The organism is Sorangium sp. So ce385, from assembly GCF_051474135.1.
GTDB classification, from domain to species: Bacteria; Myxococcota_A; Polyangia; order Polyangiales; family Polyangiaceae; genus Sorangium; species Sorangium cellulosum_D.
Genome location: NZ_CP150337.1, coordinates 9562897 through 9580945, shown reverse-complemented (window position 1 = coordinate 9580945; position 18049 = coordinate 9562897). Strand labels below are relative to the sequence as shown.

The 18049-nt window shown below is 70.1% G+C and carries 15 protein-coding genes; 11 read left to right on the top strand and 4 right to left on the bottom strand.

Annotated elements, in window-relative coordinates:
• Window positions 1-45: 45 nt before the first annotated feature.
• From nirB to WME83_RS34830, 9 genes are all read left to right on the top strand, one after another.
• Complete coding sequence (gene nirB, locus WME83_RS34870; RefSeq protein WP_437314021.1) at window positions 46-2583, top strand: nitrite reductase large subunit NirB; 2538 nt, start codon at window positions 46-48, stop codon at window positions 2581-2583.
• Window positions 2584-2687: 104 nt separating this feature from the next.
• Window positions 2688-3110 carry a Rieske (2Fe-2S) protein gene (locus WME83_RS34865; protein WP_437314020.1) on the top strand — a complete coding sequence of 141 codons (423 nt, stop codon included), beginning with the start codon at window positions 2688-2690 and terminating at the stop codon, window positions 3108-3110.
• Window positions 3107-3862, top strand: a complete 756-nt coding sequence (locus WME83_RS34860) for an HPP family protein (RefSeq protein WP_437314019.1) — start codon at window positions 3107-3109, stop codon at window positions 3860-3862. Before WME83_RS34865 ends, WME83_RS34860 begins: the two co-directional genes overlap by 4 nt.
• Entirely contained in the window at window positions 3859-4968 is a 1110-nt protein-coding gene (locus tag WME83_RS34855) for an MFS transporter (RefSeq protein ID WP_437314018.1), read from the top strand. Before WME83_RS34860 ends, WME83_RS34855 begins: the two co-directional genes overlap by 4 nt.
• Before the next feature lie 24 nt (window positions 4969-4992).
• Window positions 4993-7218 (top strand): molybdopterin oxidoreductase family protein, encoded by a 2226-nt coding sequence (locus WME83_RS34850; protein WP_437314017.1) that lies wholly within the window; start codon window positions 4993-4995, stop codon window positions 7216-7218.
• Window positions 7215-7883 (top strand): 4Fe-4S dicluster domain-containing protein, encoded by a 669-nt coding sequence (locus tag WME83_RS34845; RefSeq protein WP_437314016.1) that lies wholly within the window; start codon window positions 7215-7217, stop codon window positions 7881-7883. The genes WME83_RS34850 and WME83_RS34845 overlap by 4 nt, the downstream gene beginning before the upstream one ends.
• Entirely contained in the window at window positions 7883-8398 is a 516-nt protein-coding gene (locus WME83_RS34840) for a ubiquinol-cytochrome c reductase iron-sulfur subunit (protein WP_437314015.1), read from the top strand. Before WME83_RS34845 ends, WME83_RS34840 begins: the two co-directional genes overlap by 1 nt.
• Window positions 8399-8406: 8 nt before the next feature.
• On the top strand, window positions 8407-8670 hold the full coding sequence (locus WME83_RS34835; RefSeq protein ID WP_437314014.1) for a DUF6755 family protein: 264 nt from the start codon (window positions 8407-8409) through the stop codon (window positions 8668-8670).
• 65 nt (window positions 8671-8735) lie between these two features.
• On the top strand, window positions 8736-9782 hold the full coding sequence (locus WME83_RS34830; protein ID WP_437314013.1) for a glycosyltransferase family 4 protein: 1047 nt from the start codon (window positions 8736-8738) through the stop codon (window positions 9780-9782).
• Window positions 9783-9786: 4 nt separating this feature from the next.
• Here WME83_RS34830 and WME83_RS34825 read toward each other — a convergent pair whose 3' ends face one another.
• Window positions 9787-10314, bottom strand: a complete 528-nt coding sequence (locus tag WME83_RS34825) for a hypothetical protein (protein WP_437314012.1) — start codon at window positions 10312-10314, stop codon at window positions 9787-9789.
• Between the two features lie 899 nt (window positions 10315-11213).
• Between WME83_RS34825 and WME83_RS34820 the strand changes: the two genes are divergently transcribed.
• Together WME83_RS34820 and WME83_RS34815 are read left to right on the top strand one after the other, a co-directional pair.
• Entirely contained in the window at window positions 11214-12866 is a 1653-nt protein-coding gene (locus tag WME83_RS34820; RefSeq protein ID WP_437322082.1) for a DUF1592 domain-containing protein, read from the top strand.
• Between the two features lie 53 nt (window positions 12867-12919).
• Entirely contained in the window at window positions 12920-14299 is a 1380-nt protein-coding gene (locus tag WME83_RS34815; protein WP_437314011.1) for a DUF1552 domain-containing protein, read from the top strand.
• 134 nt (window positions 14300-14433) lie between these two features.
• Here the strand turns inward: WME83_RS34815 and WME83_RS34810 are convergent, their stop codons facing one another.
• From WME83_RS34810 to WME83_RS34800, 3 genes are read right to left on the bottom strand one after another with little or no spacing between them, the layout of a single operon-like run.
• Window positions 14434-15408 carry an ABC transporter permease gene (locus WME83_RS34810; protein ID WP_437314010.1) on the bottom strand — a complete coding sequence of 325 codons (975 nt, stop codon included), beginning with the start codon at window positions 15406-15408 and terminating at the stop codon, window positions 14434-14436.
• Between the two features lie 5 nt (window positions 15409-15413).
• Window positions 15414-16469, bottom strand: coding sequence for an ABC transporter permease (locus WME83_RS34805; protein ID WP_437314009.1), 1056 nt, complete (start codon window positions 16467-16469; stop codon window positions 15414-15416).
• On the bottom strand, window positions 16466-18034 hold the full coding sequence (locus tag WME83_RS34800; RefSeq protein ID WP_437314008.1) for a sugar ABC transporter ATP-binding protein: 1569 nt from the start codon (window positions 18032-18034) through the stop codon (window positions 16466-16468). Before WME83_RS34800 ends, WME83_RS34805 begins: the two co-directional genes overlap by 4 nt.
• Window positions 18035-18049 lie beyond the last annotated feature (15 nt).

Here is an 18049-nt window from a genome sequence, read left to right as displayed (position 1 = left end):
GCCCGCGCCGAGCGGCTGCCTGAAGGACAAGGAGGACTGGATCTCATGAGCGATGAACCTGGATCTGCCGTCGACGACGGGGGCACGATCGACAGGAACGGGCAGGCGGTCCCAGAGAGGGAGAGGAAGCGCCTCGTGGTGATCGGCAACGGGATGGCCGGCGCGCGGTTCGTGGAGGATCTCGTCGCGCGGGGGGGCAGGGACCGCTTCGAGATCGTGATGTTCGGCGATGAGCCGTACGGCAACTACAACCGCATCCTGTTATCGAACGTTCTTGCGGGAATCCAGGATCCGAAGGACATCTTCATCAACCCTCTGTCGTGGTACGAGGACAACGGCGTCCGCCTCCACGCCGGGGTCCGGGTCGCCTCGATCGACCGCCGGAGCAAGACCGTCCGCGGCGCCTCGGGCGTCGTCGAGGCCTACGACAAGCTCGTCATCGCCACGGGGAGCCGCGCCTTCGTGCCGAAGCTCGAGGGGCTGGAGCGGGAGGGCGGAGGGTACAAGAGCGGCGTCTTCGTGTTCAGGACGCTCGATGACTGCAGCGGCATCATCGAGCACGCGAGGCGGTCGCGGCGGGCCGCCGTGATCGGCGGCGGGCTCCTCGGCCTCGAGGCCGCGCGGGGCCTGCTCGGGCTCGGCCTGGAGGTGCACGTGGTGCACCTGATGAAGCACCTCATGGAGGTCCAGCTCGACGCTGCCGGCGGAGCCGTGCTCCGGCGCGCGCTGGAGGACATGGGGCTCGTCATCCACCTCGAGAAATCGACCCGGGAGATCTTCGGAGACGAGCGGGTCGAGGGGCTCCGCTTCGAGGACGGGAGCGAGCTCGCGTGCGATCTCGTGGTGATCTCCGCCGGCATCCGCCCGAACGCAGAGCTCGCGCGCGACGCGGGGCTCACGGTCGAGCGGGGGATCGTCGTGGGGGACGACCTCTGCTCGCCCGACGATCCGGACGTCCATGCGCTCGGCGAGTGCGCCCAGCACCGCGGGCGCACCTACGGGCTCGTGGCTCCCCTGTGGGAACAGGCGCAGATCCTGGCCGATCGGCTCACGGAGCGCAGGCCCGACGCGGCGTACGCGGGCTCGAAGGTCTCCACCAAGCTCAAGGTGATGGGCGTCGATCTCCTGGTGATGGGGGAGCAGCGCGCCGCGACCGACGCGGAGGAAGAGGTCGCCTACGCCGAGCCGTCGCGCGGGATCTACCGGAAGCTCGTGATCCGGGACGGGATCCTGGCGGGCGCCATCCTGCTCGGCGGCGGGGGGCCCGGCGGGAGGCTGCTCCAGGCGTTCGAGCGAGGCCTCGAGATCCCCGAGGATCGCGCGGCGCTCCTCTTCCCCGGGGCCCACGCCGGCGCGGGCGAGCCCAGCGTGGCGGACCTGCCCGACGAGGCGCAGGTCTGCAACTGCAACGGCGTCTCGAAAGGTAAGATCGCCGCGGCGGCGCGGGGCGGGTGCCGCACGCTCCGGCAGGCGTGCGCCGCGACGCGCGCCGGGTCGGGCTGCGGGGCGTGCAAGCCGCAGGTGCAGGCCGTCCTCGAGCTGGTGCTCGGTGGCGGCGCGGCGGAGGACCCCTCGGCCCATTACTACGTGCCCGGCGTGCCCTACGCGAAGCCGGAGCTCGTCCGGCTCATCCAGGAGCGCGGGCTGCGCAGCGTCTCGTCCGTGTTCCGGGAGCTCGCGGGCGGACAGGAGGACGTGGCGAGCAAGCCGGGGCTCGCCTCGCTGCTCAAGAGCATCTGGGGGAGAGAGTACGAGGACGAGCGCGACGCGCGCTTCATCAACGATCGGGTGCACGCGAACATCCAGCGCGACGGGACGTTCAGCGTCATCCCGCGCATCTATGGAGGCGTCACGACGCCGGCCCAGCTCCGCAAGATCGCCGACGTGGCCGAGCGCTACGAGGCGAGGATGGTGAAGATCACGGGGGGCCAGCGGATCGACATCCTCGGCATCGCGAAGGAGCGGCTGCCGGACGTGTGGCGCGACCTGGGCATGCCGTCCGGTCACGCGTACACGAAGGGATTCCGCACCTGCAAGACGTGCGTCGGCAGCGAGTTCTGCCGTTACGGGGTCGGGGACAGCACGGCGCTCGGCATCGCGATCGAGCGCCGATTCCAGGGGTTCGAGGCGCCCCACAAGCTGAAGCTCGCCACCGCCGGCTGCCCTCGCAACTGCTCGGAGGCGACGACCAAGGACGTGGGCGCCGTCGCCATCGAGGGAGGCCGGTGGGAGATCTACGTGGGAGGCGGGGCCGGCTCGCGCGTCAGGAAGGGAGACCTGCTCTGCGTGGTCGACACGCAGGAGGAGGTCATCCGCTACGCGGGCCGCTTCATGCAGTATTACCGAGAGCAGGCCAGGTACATGGAGCGCTCGTACGATTTCGTCGAGCGTGTCGGCATCGAGAAGGTGCGGAGGGTGATCGTGGACGACGCCGAAGGGATCGCGGCGCGCCTCGACGCGGAGGTCCAGGCTTCGGTCGACGCGTACGCGGACCCCTGGAGCGAGGCCGACAGCCCGATCCATCCGTCCCAGTTCACGACGCTGCTCCCGCCGCCGAGCGGCGCGCCCGCGCAGGCGGAGTAGGCGGTGGATCGGCGGAGCGGCGCGCCGGGCCAGCGCCCGGCGCCCGCGGAGACGAGGGGTGTCATCCGGCCGGCCCGCGCGCCGGCCAGGGAGGAGCTCGGGTGATGAGCGATGTCGCGCTGAAGGAGATGACCGTCTTCAACCTTGGCCCGCTGGGCCAGATACCCGAAGGAGAAGGGAGGGCGTTCCACGTCGGCGGCTACGAGGTGGCCGTGTTCCGGACGCGAGCAGGGGGGCTGTTCGCCGTGCAGGCGCGCTGCCCTCACCGGGACGGCCCGCTCGCGGACGGGCTCCTCGGGGGCAACGTCGTCCAGTGCCCTCTCCACGGGCTCGCCTTCGACCTCGCGACCGGTCACCCGATCGGCGCCGAGTGCAGCGCGCTCCAGCGCTTCCGGGTCGAGCTGAGCGCGCTGGACGAGATCCTCCTCCACCTGCCGGGCTCCGGGAGCGCCACCTCGCGGTGGTTGCAAGAGAGTCCAACGGAGCTGGTGCAGCTGCGGACCGATCGTGGCATTTGCGGCGCATGAACGACGACGGAGACAACCGGCATCCCCCGCGCTCCGGGGATCTGTGGGGTGGCGGGCGCGGCTACGGTCCGATATCGCCGCGACACCCGCTCGGCGGCGAGATGGCGGACGTCGCGCGCGGGATCTTCTCGCGCCTGCGGCTACCGCGCCTGCTGCAGCGCTATTCCCAGATCCCGGTGCTCGCCGCCTTCAGCTGCATCAACGGGTTCATCAGCATCGGCCTGATGGCGGCCCTCGCCGCGGCGACGGAGGAGCCGTTCGTGTTTCCGTCGCTCGGGCCGACAGCATTCCTGTTCTTTTATACGCCCAGGGCGGCCTCCGCCGCGCCGCGCAACACCCTCATCGGGCACGGCATCGGCGTCGCGGTCGCGTACCTCAGCCTGATCGTCACGGGGCTGACGCACGCGGGCCCGGCGACCGCGGCCAGCCTGACCTTGCCGCGCATCCTCGCCGTGGCGCTCTCGCTGGGGCTCACGGCGGGCCTGATGGTGCTCGCCCGGGCTCCTCACCCGCCCGCGGGCGCCACGACGCTCATCGTGTCGCTGGGCATCTTGGATCGGCCGCACATGTTCCTCGTGCTCCTCGGAGGCGTCACCCTCCTCACCCTGCAGGCGATCGTCATCAATCGTCTCGCAGGCATCGATTACCCGCTCTGGGCGCCGCGGCAGGCGCGAGAGGCGCAGGACGCGCCGTCGCACCTGCCTGCGGCGGCGGGGCGAGGCGAGGCGACGATCACGGGAGCGGAGCGATGAGCACGGAGCTCACCGAGCGCCCCGCGCGCCCCGGCGCCGCCGCGAGCGCGCCGCGGCGCGCCCCGCTCGCGCACTGGGGCGCGGTCCGCAACGGGACCGTCGCCGCCGCGGCGCTCGCGGCGCTCATCGTCCTCGGCAGCCGCGACCTCGCCGACTTCGACTCCGCGCTCGTGGGCTACACCTTCGCGTGCCTCTTCATGACCTTCGGGGTCGTGTACCGGTACTCCGTCTGGCTCAGCAAGCCGCCGACCCGCAAGTACTGGGTCCGCGGCGTGGAGGTGCTCTTCTCGCCGCGCCGCTGGCCGCGCCTCCGCCGCCCGACGCTCATCGTCGAGGCGCTGTGGTCGAAGATCATCGCGCAGGATTTCATCCTGCGTCGCGGCCTGACCCGGTGGATCGCCCACATGCTCATCGCGTGGGGCTGCGCGCTCGCCGCGGCCGTGACGTTCCCGCTCGTGTTCGGCTGGCTCCACTTCGAGTCCGGCGCGGCCGGCGCGGTCTATCGCGTGGTGCTCTTCGGGGTCCGCGTGTCGGAGATCCCGGTCCACGGCGTCGTGGGGTGGGCGATCTTTCACGCGCTCGTCGTCAGCGGCTTCATGGTCGTCCCGGGGGTGATGCTCGCCATGCTCCGCCGCACGCGGGAGGGCGGCGCGGTGGCGGTCCAGCGCTTCGAGCGCGATCTCCTGCCGCTCCTCCTGCTCTTCGCCGTGAGCGCGAGCGGGCTCTTGCTCTGGGTGAGCTACGAGTGGCTGCACGGGTATTTCTACGGCGCGCTCGCCCAGATCCACGCGCTGACGGTGATCGTGACGCTCGTTTACCTGCCGTTCGGCAAGCTCTTTCACGTGTTCCAGCGCCCCGCGTCGGTGGGTGTCACGTTCTACAAGGAGGCGGGAGACCGGGGCGAGAAGGCGGTCTGTCCGGTCACGGGCGAGGCGTTCGCGGCCAAGCTCCAGACCGACGATCTCAAAGAGGTGCTCGCGGAGGTGGGGTTCGACTACGCGGCGCGGGCGGGGACCGGGCCTGCGTGGAGCGAGATCTCCCCGCGGGGGCGGCGGATGCTCATCGGCCGCGCGCACCACCGCGCGCGCGGCGGCCGCTTCTCGTGAGCGACGGAGCGGAGGAGACGACACATGGCTCACCTGAGATTGCCTATTTCCGACTATATCCGCGATTACGGGCCGCACGTCTCGGACTCGCCCGTGACCGGGTGGGGACCGAAGCCCGAGCCCGACAGGCTCGTCGAGACCCACTGCTGCTTCTGCGGGATGCAGTGCGGCGTGAAGCTGCAGGTCAAGGACAGCCGGGTCATCGGGATCGAGCCGTGGGAGGAGTTCCCGTTCAACGAGGGGCGGCTCTGTCCGAAGGGGGTCAAGCGGTACATGCAGACGCACCACCCCGACCGCCTGACCGACCCGCTGATCCGCGACGGGGCCGGGTTCAGGAAGGCGGGCTGGGACGAGGCGCTCGATCTCGTGGCGTCGAAGGCGCGCGCCATCCAGGCGAAGCGGGGCAAGGACGCCTTCGCGATGCTGAGCGGGGTCTCGCTGAGCAACGAGAAGAGCTACCTCGTGGGCAAGTTCGCGCGCCTCGCGCTCGGCACCGCCAACCTGGACTATAACGGCCGGTTCTGCATGGTCTCCGCGGGCGCGGGCAACAAGAAGGCGTTCGGCATCGACCGCGCCGCGAACCCCTGGGAAGACATCCCCGACGCCGGCGTCGTGCTGCTCGCGGGCACCAACGTGAGCGAGTGCTTCCCGACGCTGACGCACTACATCTGGAAGGCGCGCGACCGGGGCGCGAAGCTCATCGTGGTCGATCCGCGTGAGACGCCCATCGCCCGCACCGCCGACCACCACGTCGCGCTCCGCCCGGGGACCGACAGCGCGCTCAACCAGGCGCTGCTCCATGAGCTCGTCGCGAACGGCTGGTTCGACCGGGCGTTCGTCGAGCAGCGCTGCACCGGCTGGGCCGAGCTCCGCGCCTCGGTGGAGCGCTGCACGCCCGAGTGGGCCGCGGAGATCTGCGGCGTCCCGGCGGCGCTCATCCGCGAGGTCGCCGCGGCGTGGGGGCAGGCGAAGACGAGCTTCCTGCTGCACGCGCGCGGCGTGGAGCAGCACACGAAGGGCGTCGAGAACGTCCTCAGCCTGATCAACCTCGTGCTCGCCACCGGCAGGATCGGCCGCAAGGGCTGCGGCTACGCGACCATCACGGGGCAGGGCAACGGGCAGGGCGGGCGCGAGCACGGGCACAAGTGCGATCAGCTCCCCGGCAACCGCGACATCGAGAACCCGGAGCACCGCAAGCACATCTGCGATGTCTGGCGCATCTCCGACGCCGAGCTGCCGCGCAAGGGCAAGACCACCGTGGAGATCGTCGAGGCGATCCACGCGGGCGAGATCCGCGGGCTCCTCAACCTCTGCTTCAACCCCGTGGTCAGCCACCCCGACACGCGCTTCGCCCGCGAGGCGCTCGAGAGGCTCGAGTTCTTCTGCGTCATCGACTTCTTCATGAGCGAGACCGCCCGCTACGCCGACGTCGTGCTGCCCGGCTCGCTGCACGAGGAGGAAGAGGGCACCTCGACGACGGCGGAGGCCCGCGTGGTGCGCCTCCGCGCCGCCGTCGATCCGCCCGGCAACGCGCGGCGGGACACGTGGATCCTCCTCGAGCTCGCGAGGCGGCTCGGAAAGGAGGAGCACTTCCGCTTCTCGAGCAGCGAGGACATCTTCAACGAGCTGCGCCGCGCGAGCGCGGGAGGGACCGCCGATTACGCGGGCGTCACGTACGGGCGCGTGGAGCGGGAGATGGGGGTGTTCTGGCCCTGCCCGTCGGAAGGGCACCCGGGCACGCCGAGGCTCTTCGAGGACGGGAGGAGCTACCACCCCGACGGCAAGTTCAAGCTGATCCCCACGCCTTATCGCCCGAGCGCGGAGGTGCCCGACGCGGAGTTTCCGCTGTACATGACCTCGGGCCGGAGCGTGTTTCATTATCTCAGCGGGACGCAGACGCGGCGGATCAAGTTCCTCGTCGAGAAGAGCCCCGGGCCGATCTGCGAGATGCACCCCGCGCTCGCGGCGCGGCTCGGCCTCGCCGATCGGCAGCTGGTCACGATCGAGACGCGGCGCGGCGGGATCACCGTCCCGCTCCGGATCGCCCCGACGATCCGCCCGGACACGGTGTTCGTCCCGTACCACTGGCCCGAGGAGCTCGCCGCCAACCAGCTCACGGTCCGCGCGCTGGATCCCGTGAGCAAGATGCCGGAGTTCAAGGTCGCGGCGTGCAGGGTGCGCGCCGCCACGCGCGCCGAAGCCGATCGGGCGCGATCGCTGTTCGCCGAGCTCAAGCTGGAGGCCTCATGAGCGCTGTGGTGCGAGATTTCTTCATCGATTTCGAGCGGTGCATCGGCTGCCAGGCGTGCGCCGCGGCGTGCTCGGAGTGCCACACGCACCGCGGGCTGCCGATGGTGCACGTGGACCTCGTCGCGCCGGGCGTGTCGCTCCAGACCGCGCCGATGGTCTGCATGCATTGCGCCGATCCGACCTGCGCGTCGGTCTGCCCCGCGGACGCCATCAAGGTCGACGAGCACGGGATCGTGCACTCGAGCCTCAAGCCCCGGTGCATCTCGTGCGGCAATTGCGAGCTCGCGTGTCCGTTCGGGGTCCCGATCATCAAAATGGAGATCCAGCAAATGCAGAAGTGCGACATGTGCTTCGACAGGACGAGCGCCGGGAAGAAGCCGATGTGCGCGACGGTCTGCCCCACGGGCGCGCTGTTCTACGGGACGCGCGAGGAGATCGCGCGGCAGCGGCCGGCGAGCAAGCCGATCAACCGCTGGCGCTTCGGCGAGCAGCGGATCGCGACGCGCGTGCACGTGATGGTGCCGCACGACGTGGACGAGATGGCGGTCGAGCTGCCCGCTTTCGACGAGGGCGGCGGCCCCGCGGCGCTCGCGACCGCGCTGGCGGCGGGCGCGGGCGACGGGCGAGCGCCGGACGAGGCGCGGCCGGAGGCGGAGTTTCTGTGATGGGCGCGGAGGACCTGCCCAAGTGGCGAGAGGACTTCCCGTACGAGTCCGAGGGGGACGACCACGTGACCCGCCGCGATTTCGCCCGCTTCCTCGTGCTGCTGAGCGGCGGGCTCGCGACCGGCAACGCCGTCGTGTACCTCCGCTCGCGCCGCCCGCCCGCGGAGCCGCCCGGCCGCGTGGAGATCGCGCGGGTCGACGACCTCCCGCCGGGCAGCGCCGTGGCCTTTCGCTACCCGGACGAGACGACGCCGGCGCTGCTGATCCGCCGGGAGAACGGCGAGCTCCTGGCGTTCGAGCAGAAGTGCTCCCACCTCGGATGTCCGGTCTCCTATGCGCGGGAGGGCGGGGAAGAGCACCTCCGGTGCTACTGCCACAACGGCCGCTTCGACGTGGCCTCCGGCGAGGGCACGTCCGGTCCGCCGCGCGATCTGCGGCCGCTCGGGCGCATCGCGCTGGCGGTCGAGGACGGCAAGGTGTTCGCGGTCGGGCTCGCGCGGCGGCGCGCGACGTGAGGTGAGCGATGCCGATCCCTGGACCGAAGCACGATCTGCGCCCCGGGGCGAAGGGCGCGATGAGCGCGAGGGTGCTCGCCGTGGCGATGCTCTGCGCGTTCCAGTACTGGCTCCTGACGTCCACGGTCGAGGCGTACAGCGGCGGCGACCGCGACATCCCGCTGCCCGCGCTGGCGACCTCGCTGGTGTGCTTCGCGCTGGGCGCCGGCCTCGTCGCGGCGGGGGAGCTGTCGGGGTGGAGGGCGCGCCGGAGGCCCCCGCCCGGCGCGTGACACCCGGGCGCGGCGCCCGGCCGCCCGCGCGGGGCGGGCCGGGTTCCGTGGTACTGGGTCGACGCATGCGCATCGCCTGGGTCGTCTACGGCGCCCTCGACCAGATCACGGGCGGGTACATCTACGATCGGCTCGTCGTCGAGCGGCTGCGGCGGAGGGGCGATGTCGTCGAGGTGGTGTCCCTCGATCCCGCGCCGCGGTCGCGCGCGCTGGCCGGGCTCGCGCTCGCGGGGCGCCTCGCCCGGCTCGACCCTGAAGTCGTGGTCGGCGACGAGCTCTGCTTCCCGGAGCTCGGCCCGGCGTTCGCGGCGCTGCCGCGGCGGATCGCGCGCGTGCTCCTCGTGCACCACCTGAGCGCGTGGGAGCTCCCGCCCGGCCCGCGGCGCGCGGCGCTCGCGCTCGCCGAGGGGGCCGTGATCCGGCTCTGCGACGCGCACCTCGCGACGAGCGCGACGACCGCGGCGCGGCTCCGGCGCGAGCACGGGCTCGGCCGGGTGGACGTGGCGCCGCCGGGCGCGGACCGGCTCCCCTTGCGCCCCCGCGCCGCGCGGGACGGCGGCCCGCTGCGGCTCACGTTCGTGGGGAGCTTCATCCCGCGCAAGGGGCTCCTGGAGCTGCTCGCGGCGTTCGAGCGGGTCGGGAGCGCGCGCGCCACGCTCGTCCTCGTGGGCGACGCGGCGCGCGACCCGGCCTATGCCGAGCGCGTGCGCCGGGCGATCGACGGCTCCGCGCACCTGCGGGCGCGCGTCGAGGCGCGCGGCGTGCTCGACGACGAGGCGCTCGCGGCCGCGCTCGCGGAGACGGACGCGCTGGTCCTGCCCTCGCGGCTGGAGGGGTACGGCATGGTGCTCACCGAGGCGGTCCGCGCCGGCGTGCCGGTGCTCGCCGCCCGCGCCGGCGCGATCGCCGAGGTCGTGCACGACGGCGCCGAGGCGCTGCTCTGGGACGACGGCGAGGGGCTCGTGCGGGCGCTCTCGCGCTTCATCGAGGACGGGGCGCTCCGGGCGAGCATGAGCCGCGCGGCGATGCTCCGCGCTCCGGCGCTGCCCACGTGGGACGGCGCCGCGGCCGCGGTCGGCGCGGCGCTCGCCCACGCGGCGCCGGGGCGCTGAGCCGTCATCCTCCGCTGCCGGGGTCGCGCAGGACGCACCTCTTGGCGCGGACGAAGGCGTCGAAGCGGGCCTCTTGCAGGCCGTCCGGGTCCGGGGTCGGGTCCTTCACGATGCACGCCGCCACGGAGAGCTCCCCTTCGTAAAGGTCCTTCTCGCGTGTGGTCTTGTGGTTCAGCTGGCAAACACCGCTGAGCACGTCGTCGCCGAGGTTGGCGGACACGTTCCAGGCGTCCTCGTCCAGCGCGCGAGACGCGCGGAGGGTGATCCCCCAGAACCCCTTCTTTTCCCGGATGGGATCGTTGAGGATCATCACCTCGAGCTCATCGCCTTTCACCCCACAATCCGTGTACCAGCTGCGCTGGTTGTCCTCGTCGAACGCGACCGCGGTCTCCCCGTTGTTGCCCGTATCGAGGAAGAGCTGCTTCGCGCCGAGGGTGAGCACGGCCCTCCCCGCGACCAGCGGCGGCTCGAAGTCGCTGCCGCACCCGAGCGGCGCGAGCGACAATGCGGTAGCGAGCAGTGTCCTGAGCATGGGTATCCTCAGTGATGAGGATCATGCCCGGCCGATCCACAAGTCAATCGGCAAATCGACCATGTTGCGCGCTCGAGCATGGTAATTTGGATGCGTGCGCGGGAATGAGATGGGCTGAGAGTGTGGAGATCGGTCAGCGTGTCGCCACATCGTCCGACTTTGCGGAGCCTTGGAGCGGGAATCTCATCGGTTTGTGGCAATTTTGCCGGTGCCGAGGCAATGGTTGGATTGTGCGCTTCGTTGCATCGATGTCGCTTTGGCCTCCGTCGATTGCGGTACACGCGCATTGCGCGGCTTCCCCGCCGTCCGGCCCTTCCGCGCACGCGTTCGACTGCCGATACTGTACAATCTCAGCTCAGGCGGCCGAGCTCGTCGAGCGGTCCAGCGGTGACCACGGTCCGGTGCCTGCCTTTCTTGACGCGGCGCACCGCCAGCCCGGGTCTCCCCCAGACTCGAGGATGCCCCGCGATCCGGTCGATTGGAATTGACATTGAACATGTTACCGTTAACATTTGGCTCGAAGGGTATCCTTTTGCTTGGCCCTGGTCGGGCAGTCTCGCGGCGCGCAGCGAGGCCTCCGTCATCGTCTGAACGACTTTCGCGACAATCGCGTCCGCTCCGTCGTCGCGGAAGCGTTCGCTGTTCGATGCTGTCCAACGAAGGCAGGTCCGCCGCTGGGGACTGACGTCGCCAGGCCGGCTGGACTTCCTTTTCCATAGCCGCGCCTGGGGCCTGATGCCGGTCGTCCGTCAGGGCGAGCTCCTCGAGCGCGCCATCGACCGGGACGACGCGCCCCGCTTCAGCGAGCACGATGGTCGTTGCATCGCTGGTCATGCGAAGGGAACCGCTAGCCACGAGAGGTCCGTCAGGAGGCAATGATGACCCCACCGTCTTTTTCGATGACCGGCTTGCCGCGCCGCAGGCGGGTGCTCGGCGCGGGGCTCTGCGTCACGGCGCTCCTGCTCGCGGGGTGCACGGGCGCGTTGGGCGATCCAGAGGAGAGCGACCGCCCTGTGCCGGGCGGCAGCGACCAAGCCACCGGCGGCGAGGCGCGCGGCATCGACATGCCTGGGGCGCCGCGGTACCACCGGTTCGTGCGCCTCACGAACGCGCAGTGGGCGAGCAGCGTGCAGGTGGTCCTGAACCTCGACGCGCCGTCGTCGCTGTCCGAGGCGTTCGAGAAGCCCGTCGCGGGCACGACGGACTTCACGAACAACGAGCTCCTGCTGAGCGTGAACCAGCGCTCGTGGAGCGACTACCAATCGGCGGCGGAGGCGCTCGCCGAGGACGTGACGGCTTCGGACGCGGCGCTCGCCAAGGTGTACCCGGGTACGGACGCGGCCGGCTTCATCAAGACCGTGGGGCGCCGTGCGTACCGCCGTCCGCTGACGGACGACGAGGTCAACAAGTACACGACGCTCTTCGAGGCCGGCGCGGCGATGTCCGGCACGAAGAGCACGTTCGCCAAGGGCGCGCAGCTCGTGATTCGGACGATGCTCCAGTCGCCGCACTTCCTCTACCGCACGGAGCTCGGCGAGGAGCGCAAGCCGCTCAGCGGTTACGAGATCGCGGCGAAGCTCTCGCTCTGGCTGCGCAACGCCTCGCCCGATGACGCGCTGCTCGACAAGGCGCCCACGCTCACGACGCCGGAAGCGATCGCCGCCCTCGCCGAGTCCATGCTGGAGGAGCCCACCGCGGCCAAGGGCATGCGGTACTTCCATCGCGAGCTGCTCCATTTCGATCGGTACGCCACGATCAGCAAGCTCGGCGTGCCGAGCTACAACGAATCGTTGAACGCGGAGTACGAGGAGAGCGCGTACCTGTTCTTCGAGAAAGTCTTCACCGAGGGCCTCGGCGTCAAGGACATCCTCACGTCCACGAAGGGCTTCGTGGGGCCGGGGATGGCGGAGCTCTACGGCCTCTCGCCGAGCGGCCGCGACCTCGTGGAGCGCGACCTCGGCCCCGATCGCGTCGGCTTCTTCTCGCAGCTCCCTTACCTGACGCTCAACGCCCTGAACGATGAGTCGGACTCGATCCACCGCGGCGTCAGCATCAACCTCGACGTGCTGTGCACGCCGCTCGGCGCGCCGGCCCCCAACATCCCGCCGGTCCCGCCCCTCGAGCCCGGGCAGACGAACCGCGAACGCATCACGCGGCTCACCGCCGCTTGCGGCGGCAAGTGCCACAACGAGCTCATCAACCCCGTCGGCTTCGCCTTCGAGCACTTCGACGGCATGGGGCAATATCGGGACGAGGAGAACGGGGGCCTGCCGGTCGACAGCAGCGGCGTCTACTCCTTCACCGAAGGACCCAAGTCGTTCGCGGACGCCGGCGAGCTGATGCACCACATGGCGGCGGGCGAGCAGGCTCACCTCTGCTACGCCAAGAAGCTCGCGAGCTTCGCGCTCCAGCGCGACGTCATCCCGGCGGACTTGCCGCTCGTCGAGACGCTCGCCGAGGTGAGCCGCGGCGCCAGCGGCTCGGTGAAAGAGATGATGCTCGAGCTCGTGAAGGACGAAGCATTCCGGACTCGCGTGGGAGGCCCGCTGTGAACTCCAAGATCATAACGAACCTCACTCAACCTCACGTGGCGCGCCGGCGCGGGATGAATCGGCGCGCGTTCCTGCGCGCCGGCGGCGTCGCCATCGCCCTTCCGTTCCTGGAGGGGTTGCCGTCGCGCTCCGCCTGGGCCGCGGACAACCCGCCCGTGTTCAGCCTCTACATCGTGGCGGCGTGCGGCGTGGTGGGTAAGAAGTTCTTCCCGGACCAGACTGGCCCGCTCACGACCACGGGGCTCGCCGCCATGACGGACAAGGCGACGCACGTGCTCGCGCCTCACGCCTCGAACCTGCTGTTCATCCGCGGGATCAACTTCCCGATGGGGGGGCCCACCAACTGCGGCCACGCGCAGGGCCTGTGTCAGGCGCTCACCGCGCGCCCGGCGCAGGGCGGCGGCAGGACCGCAACCGCGACCGGCGTGTCCGCGGACGTGGTCATCGCCGAGCTGGTGAACGAGGGCGGCGCCGAGCCGCTCACGCTCTACGCCGGCAACCGCAAGAACGGGTACATCGCCGAGCGCATCTCCTTCAAGGCCGGTGGTGCCGGCCAGGTGCGCCCGGCGGACGACAACCCGTACGCGCTCTACGCCAAGCTCGTCGGCCTGGCAGAAAGCGGCGGTGGCAGCGACAACGGCGCGCAGCTCGCGGAGGAGCTCCTCCGCAGCCGCAAGAGCGCGAACGACTTCGTGAAGGAGGAGCTGAACAGCCTGATGCGCATGTCGGCGCTGAGCTCCGCCGACAAGCACCGCCTCCAGCAGCATTTCGACTCCATCCGTGACACCGAGGTCACGATGGGGGAGATGGGCGGGGCCTGCAGCCAGGCGGGGCTCGCGACGTCGGAGCTCGAGGCGCTCAAGGGCGGCCTCGCGTTCAAGATGGACGGCATGATCGAGGACGTCGCGAAGCTCCACCTCGAGCTCGTGGCGCTGGCGTTCGCCTGCAACTTCAACCGCGTGGCGACGCTGCAGCACGGCGACGGCACGGATCAGACGAAGTACGCGGTGCCGTCGAACGCGAGCCTCGGCTGGCCCTTCCACCACCTCAGCCACCGCGTGCAATCGGACGCGTCTTCGGGCAACAACCCGACGGCCGAGCAAGCCCACGCCGAGATCGACGTGCTCCGCATGCAGACGCTGCTCCACGGCCTCGATCAGTTCAAGGCGCGCGACCTGTTCGACAAGTCCATTGTCATGTGGACGAACCACGTCGCGGACGGCCCGTCACACAGCTTCCGCAACGTGCCGACGATCATCGCCGGAAGCGGCGGCGGCTACCTGAAGCAGGGGCAGTACATCGACGCCGGAAACGTCACGAACAACCGCCTCTTCAACGGCCTCATCGCCGCCGCCGTTCGGGACAAGACCGAGTGGACGGAGAACTTCGGAGAGGGTGACGGCTCCGGGCCCATCGACGGCATGCTCGCCTGAGCGTCCTCGGCCCACGGCTTCGGGTCATCGCCCCTCCTGCTGGTGGTGGCCCAGTTTGCCCCGGAGTGATTCTTATGAAGGCGGGAAGGCAAGAAGATCATTGATCTTGTCTTCCCGCCTTCCCGCTTTCATGTTCAGACCCGGCCACCACCCTGCTGCTGTCGGCCGTAGACCAGCAGCATGGCGATGATCACGGCGCCGTAGATGATCTGGCGGCCGGCCTCGGGCATCTGAAGCACGCTGAGCATGCTCTGGAGCAGCACGATCAGGATCGTGCCGAGGACGGTGCCGAGGTACGTCCCGCGCCCGCCCATGATGTTGGTTCCGCCGATCACCACCGCGGCGATGGCCGGCATGAGGTAATCGTTGCCCATGGCCTGGTAGGCCTTGTGCGAAAAGCCCGCCAGCAGCATGCCGGTGATGGCGGAGCACACGCCGCACATCACGAAGGCGCCGATCAGCACCCAGTGCGTCCTGATGCCCGATAGGTAGACGGCCTGCTCCTGGTTGCCCACGGCGTAGATGTAGCGGCCGAGCGCGGTCCTCTTCAGCACGAAGGCGCCGACGCCGCCGACCAACATCCAGACGAACAGCGAGTTCGGGATGGAGAGCGTCTTGCCGACGGCCAGGACTTCCATCCACTCCGGCGCCTCGCTGCGCGGCGCGAAGCCGCCGGTGTAGAGCACCATCAGCCCCTGAAGCACGGTGTTCGTGCCCAGCGTGAAGATCATCGAGGGCACGCGCAGGTAGGCGACGCCGAGCCCGTTCACGAGCCCCGCGGCGGCGCCGATGGCCAGGCCGTAGGGCAACGCGGCCCAGCCGCCGAGCCCCGCGGCCAGCATGGCGCTCGAGGTGAGCACCCATGGCAGCGAGAGATCGATGTGGCCGAGCAGGATGACGATCATCATGCCCGTGGCGGCCACGCCCAGGAAGGCGGCGATCTGCAGCTGTTGCAGGAGGTAATACGGGCTCAGGAAGCTCAGCGTGCCCTGGGTGATCAGCGTGCCGATCGAGCCGATCACGAGGATGACGCCGATCGACAGCAGCGCGTACCAGGTCGGCCTGTCGATCTCGCCGAAGCGGCTCTTGAGGGAGGAGAGCTGTTGCATCGAGCTCACCTGAAGATGTGCAGCCGGTTCTTGAGGCGGAAGACCCAGAGCGCGCCGAGGCAGACGGCCGCGAGCAGGATGAGGCCCTCAAACAGCGGCTGGTAGAGCGGGTTGGCGAGGAAGCCGAGCGCCGAGCCCTCGTCGAAGACCCGGAAGTTGAAGGCGACGGAGCGGAGCACCAGCGCGCCGAAGAGCGACCCGATGGCTCCGCCCATCCCTCCGTACAACGAGGTGCCCCCGATCACGACGCTGGCGATGGAGTTCAGCGTGTAGGAGCCGGCTTGTGGGATATCGGCGTTGCCCGACGCCGTCTGCAGGGCGAGGTAGAGGCCGCCGACGCTGGCGAAGAACCCCGACAGCGTGTACGCGGCCAGCTTGACGCGCTCGACCCGGACGCCTGACATGTACGCCGCCTCCTGCGACGCGCCGACGGCGTAAGCGCCGAGGCCGTAGCGGGTACGGCGGTAGTAGGACCAGAGCAGCGCGAGCAGCGCCATCCAGATCGCGGGTGACGGGACCTTGCCGATGAAGCCGAGCGCGCCGTCGAGGGGGGCGGCGCCCGTGGCCTGCAGCAGCTCGTTGAGATCGAAGGTGGCCGCGAACGCCAGATCGCCGTCGACCTGGCCGCCGGGCGTCGGTCGCAGGAACAGCGCGACGCCGATGAAGATCGTGCCCGAGGCCAGGGTGGCGATGATCGGTTGCAGGCGGCCGTACACGACGAGGCAGCCGTTGATCAGGCCCGCCGCGAGGCCCAGGGCCAGGCAGAGCAGGATGCCCAGGAAGCTCTCGAGCGCGCTGCCGGCGAGGACGTGCGAGGCCAGGCAGTTGACGAGCGTGATCACCGCGCCCACGGACAGATCCAGGCCGCCGGTCAGCACGGGGATCGTCTGGGCCATGGCCGCCGCCACCAGCACGAACGACTCGTTGGCGTTCTGCCCGAGCAGCGACGCGCTGAAGCCCTTGGGGTGAGACAGCGAGTAGAGCCCGTAGAAGAAGCTGCACAGACCGACGGCCACGAGCAGGCCCTGGTTCTGGCGCAGGCGGAGCCTCCAGTCCTTCATCGTGCCTCTCCTCGCGCGCGCTCGGCTTCGGGCTCCCCGCGCTCAGGTCCGCCGCGCAGACCGAAGGCCAGGTCCAGGATGTTCTTTTCGGTGATGTCGGGCCCCACGAGCTCGCCCTGCACGCGGTTCTGGTAGAGGACGAGCACGCGGTCACAGCAGCCGATCAGCTCGTCGTAGTCCGTGGTGTAGAAGAGGATGGACGTGCCGCCGTCCGCCAGCTCGCGGAGCAGCTGGTAGATCTCCTGCTTGGTGCCGACGTCGATGCCGCGGGTGGGGTCGTTGAGCATCAGCAGCCGCGGCTCCGTCATCAGCCACTTGGCCAGCACGACCTTCTGCTGGTTGCCCCCGGACAGCGACGACACCGGGTCGTCGGGCGAGCCGATCTTGATCTGGATACGGCGCACCATCTCGTCGACGCGCGCGGCCTCGCGCCGGCGGTCGAGCACCACGCCGCGCGTGAACCTGTCGAGCGACGCCAGCGACATGTTCGCGGTGATGGCCATCGGCAGCATCAGGCCCTCGGTCTTCCTGTCTTCGGGCACGAGGGCGATCCCGTGCGCACGGTCCTTGGCCTTTCGCGGGCTCGTCAGCTTGACCGGCTTACCGTCGATCTTGATCTCGCCGCGCAGGTCCTTGAGCACGCCGAACAGGCTGAGCAACAGCTCGCGCTGGCCCTGGCCGTCGAGCCCGCCGATGCCGAGGATCTCGCCCTTACCGAGCTTGAATGACACGTCCTTGAGCTGCTGCTCCCAGCTCAGGCCGCTCACCTCGAGCAGCGTCGTCGGGAAGCTGCGCGCCGCCGGCTTCGGCGGGAAGGCGTGACCCACGTCGCGGCCGATCATGAGCTCCACGATCCCGTCGTCGCTGCGCTGGCCCTTGGCGAACGTCTCGATGTGCCGGCCGTTGCGGAAGACCGACATCACGTCCGCGAGCTCCTTGATCTCTTGCATGCGGTGCGAGATGTAGAGCATACCGACGCCCTGAGCCTTGAGCTCGGCCAGGAGCTCGTAGACCTTCTTGACGTCGCTGCTCGACAGCGCGGAGGTGGCCTCGTCCAGGATCAAGAGCCGCGGGTCCTTGCCGAGCGCCTTCGCGATCTCGACCATCTGGCGGCGCGAGAGCGGCAGGTCGCTCACCCAGGCGTTCGGGTTCACGCCCTCGCAGCCGACGCGCGCCAAGAGCTCCTCGGCCCTGCGGACCTGCGCCTTGCGATCGAAGAGCCCGAGGCGGTTCGTCGGCATGGTGATGCCGATGTTCTCGGCCACCGTCAGCGTCGGCATCAGGGACAGCTCCTGAAAGACGCAGACGATGCCGGCGGCGTTCGCCTCGAGCGGGTGGTCGAACCGGACCGGCCTGCCGTGGAGCAAGAGCTCCCCGGCGCTCGGCTTGACCACGCCGCCGATGATCTTGATCAGGGTGCTCTTGCCCGCGCCGTTCTCGCCGAGGATCGCGTGCACCTTCCCCGCCTCGCAGGCGAAGTCGACGCCGCTCAGGGCGCTCACCCCGCCGTAGCGCTTGGAGACGGCCCGGAGCTCGAGAAGCGGAGGGCTCACCGGTTCGGTCATGACGCTGGGGCGCCC

What these genes read in the sequence shown, in the direction of transcription:
- WME83_RS34845 (WP_437314016.1), top strand. Translation starts at nt 7,215, where the DNA reads ATGAGCGCTGTGGTGCGAGATTTCTTCATCGATTTCGAGCGGTGCATC.
- WME83_RS34860 (WP_437314019.1), top strand. Translation starts at nt 3,107, where the DNA reads ATGAACGACGACGGAGACAACCGGCATCCCCCGCGCTCCGGGGATCTG.
- WME83_RS34825 (WP_437314012.1), bottom strand. Translation starts at nt 10,314, where the DNA reads ATGCTCAGGACACTGCTCGCTACCGCATTGTCGCTCGCGCCGCTCGGG.
- WME83_RS34840 (WP_437314015.1), top strand. Translation starts at nt 7,883, where the DNA reads ATGGGCGCGGAGGACCTGCCCAAGTGGCGAGAGGACTTCCCGTACGAG.
- WME83_RS34810 (WP_437314010.1), bottom strand. Translation starts at nt 15,408, where the DNA reads ATGCAACAGCTCTCCTCCCTCAAGAGCCGCTTCGGCGAGATCGACAGG.
- WME83_RS34815 (WP_437314011.1), top strand. Translation starts at nt 12,920, where the DNA reads ATGAATCGGCGCGCGTTCCTGCGCGCCGGCGGCGTCGCCATCGCCCTT.
- WME83_RS34835 (WP_437314014.1), top strand. Translation starts at nt 8,407, where the DNA reads ATGCCGATCCCTGGACCGAAGCACGATCTGCGCCCCGGGGCGAAGGGC.
- WME83_RS34830 (WP_437314013.1), top strand. Translation starts at nt 8,736, where the DNA reads ATGCGCATCGCCTGGGTCGTCTACGGCGCCCTCGACCAGATCACGGGC.
- WME83_RS34820 (WP_437322082.1), top strand. Translation starts at nt 11,214, where the DNA reads ATGACCGGCTTGCCGCGCCGCAGGCGGGTGCTCGGCGCGGGGCTCTGC.
- WME83_RS34805 (WP_437314009.1), bottom strand. Translation starts at nt 16,469, where the DNA reads ATGAAGGACTGGAGGCTCCGCCTGCGCCAGAACCAGGGCCTGCTCGTG.
- WME83_RS34855 (WP_437314018.1), top strand. Translation starts at nt 3,859, where the DNA reads ATGAGCACGGAGCTCACCGAGCGCCCCGCGCGCCCCGGCGCCGCCGCG.
- nirB (WP_437314021.1), top strand. Translation starts at nt 46, where the DNA reads ATGAGCGATGAACCTGGATCTGCCGTCGACGACGGGGGCACGATCGAC.
- WME83_RS34850 (WP_437314017.1), top strand. Translation starts at nt 4,993, where the DNA reads ATGGCTCACCTGAGATTGCCTATTTCCGACTATATCCGCGATTACGGG.
- WME83_RS34800 (WP_437314008.1), bottom strand. Translation starts at nt 18,034, where the DNA reads ATGACCGAACCGGTGAGCCCTCCGCTTCTCGAGCTCCGGGCCGTCTCC.
- WME83_RS34865 (WP_437314020.1), top strand. Translation starts at nt 2,688, where the DNA reads ATGAGCGATGTCGCGCTGAAGGAGATGACCGTCTTCAACCTTGGCCCG.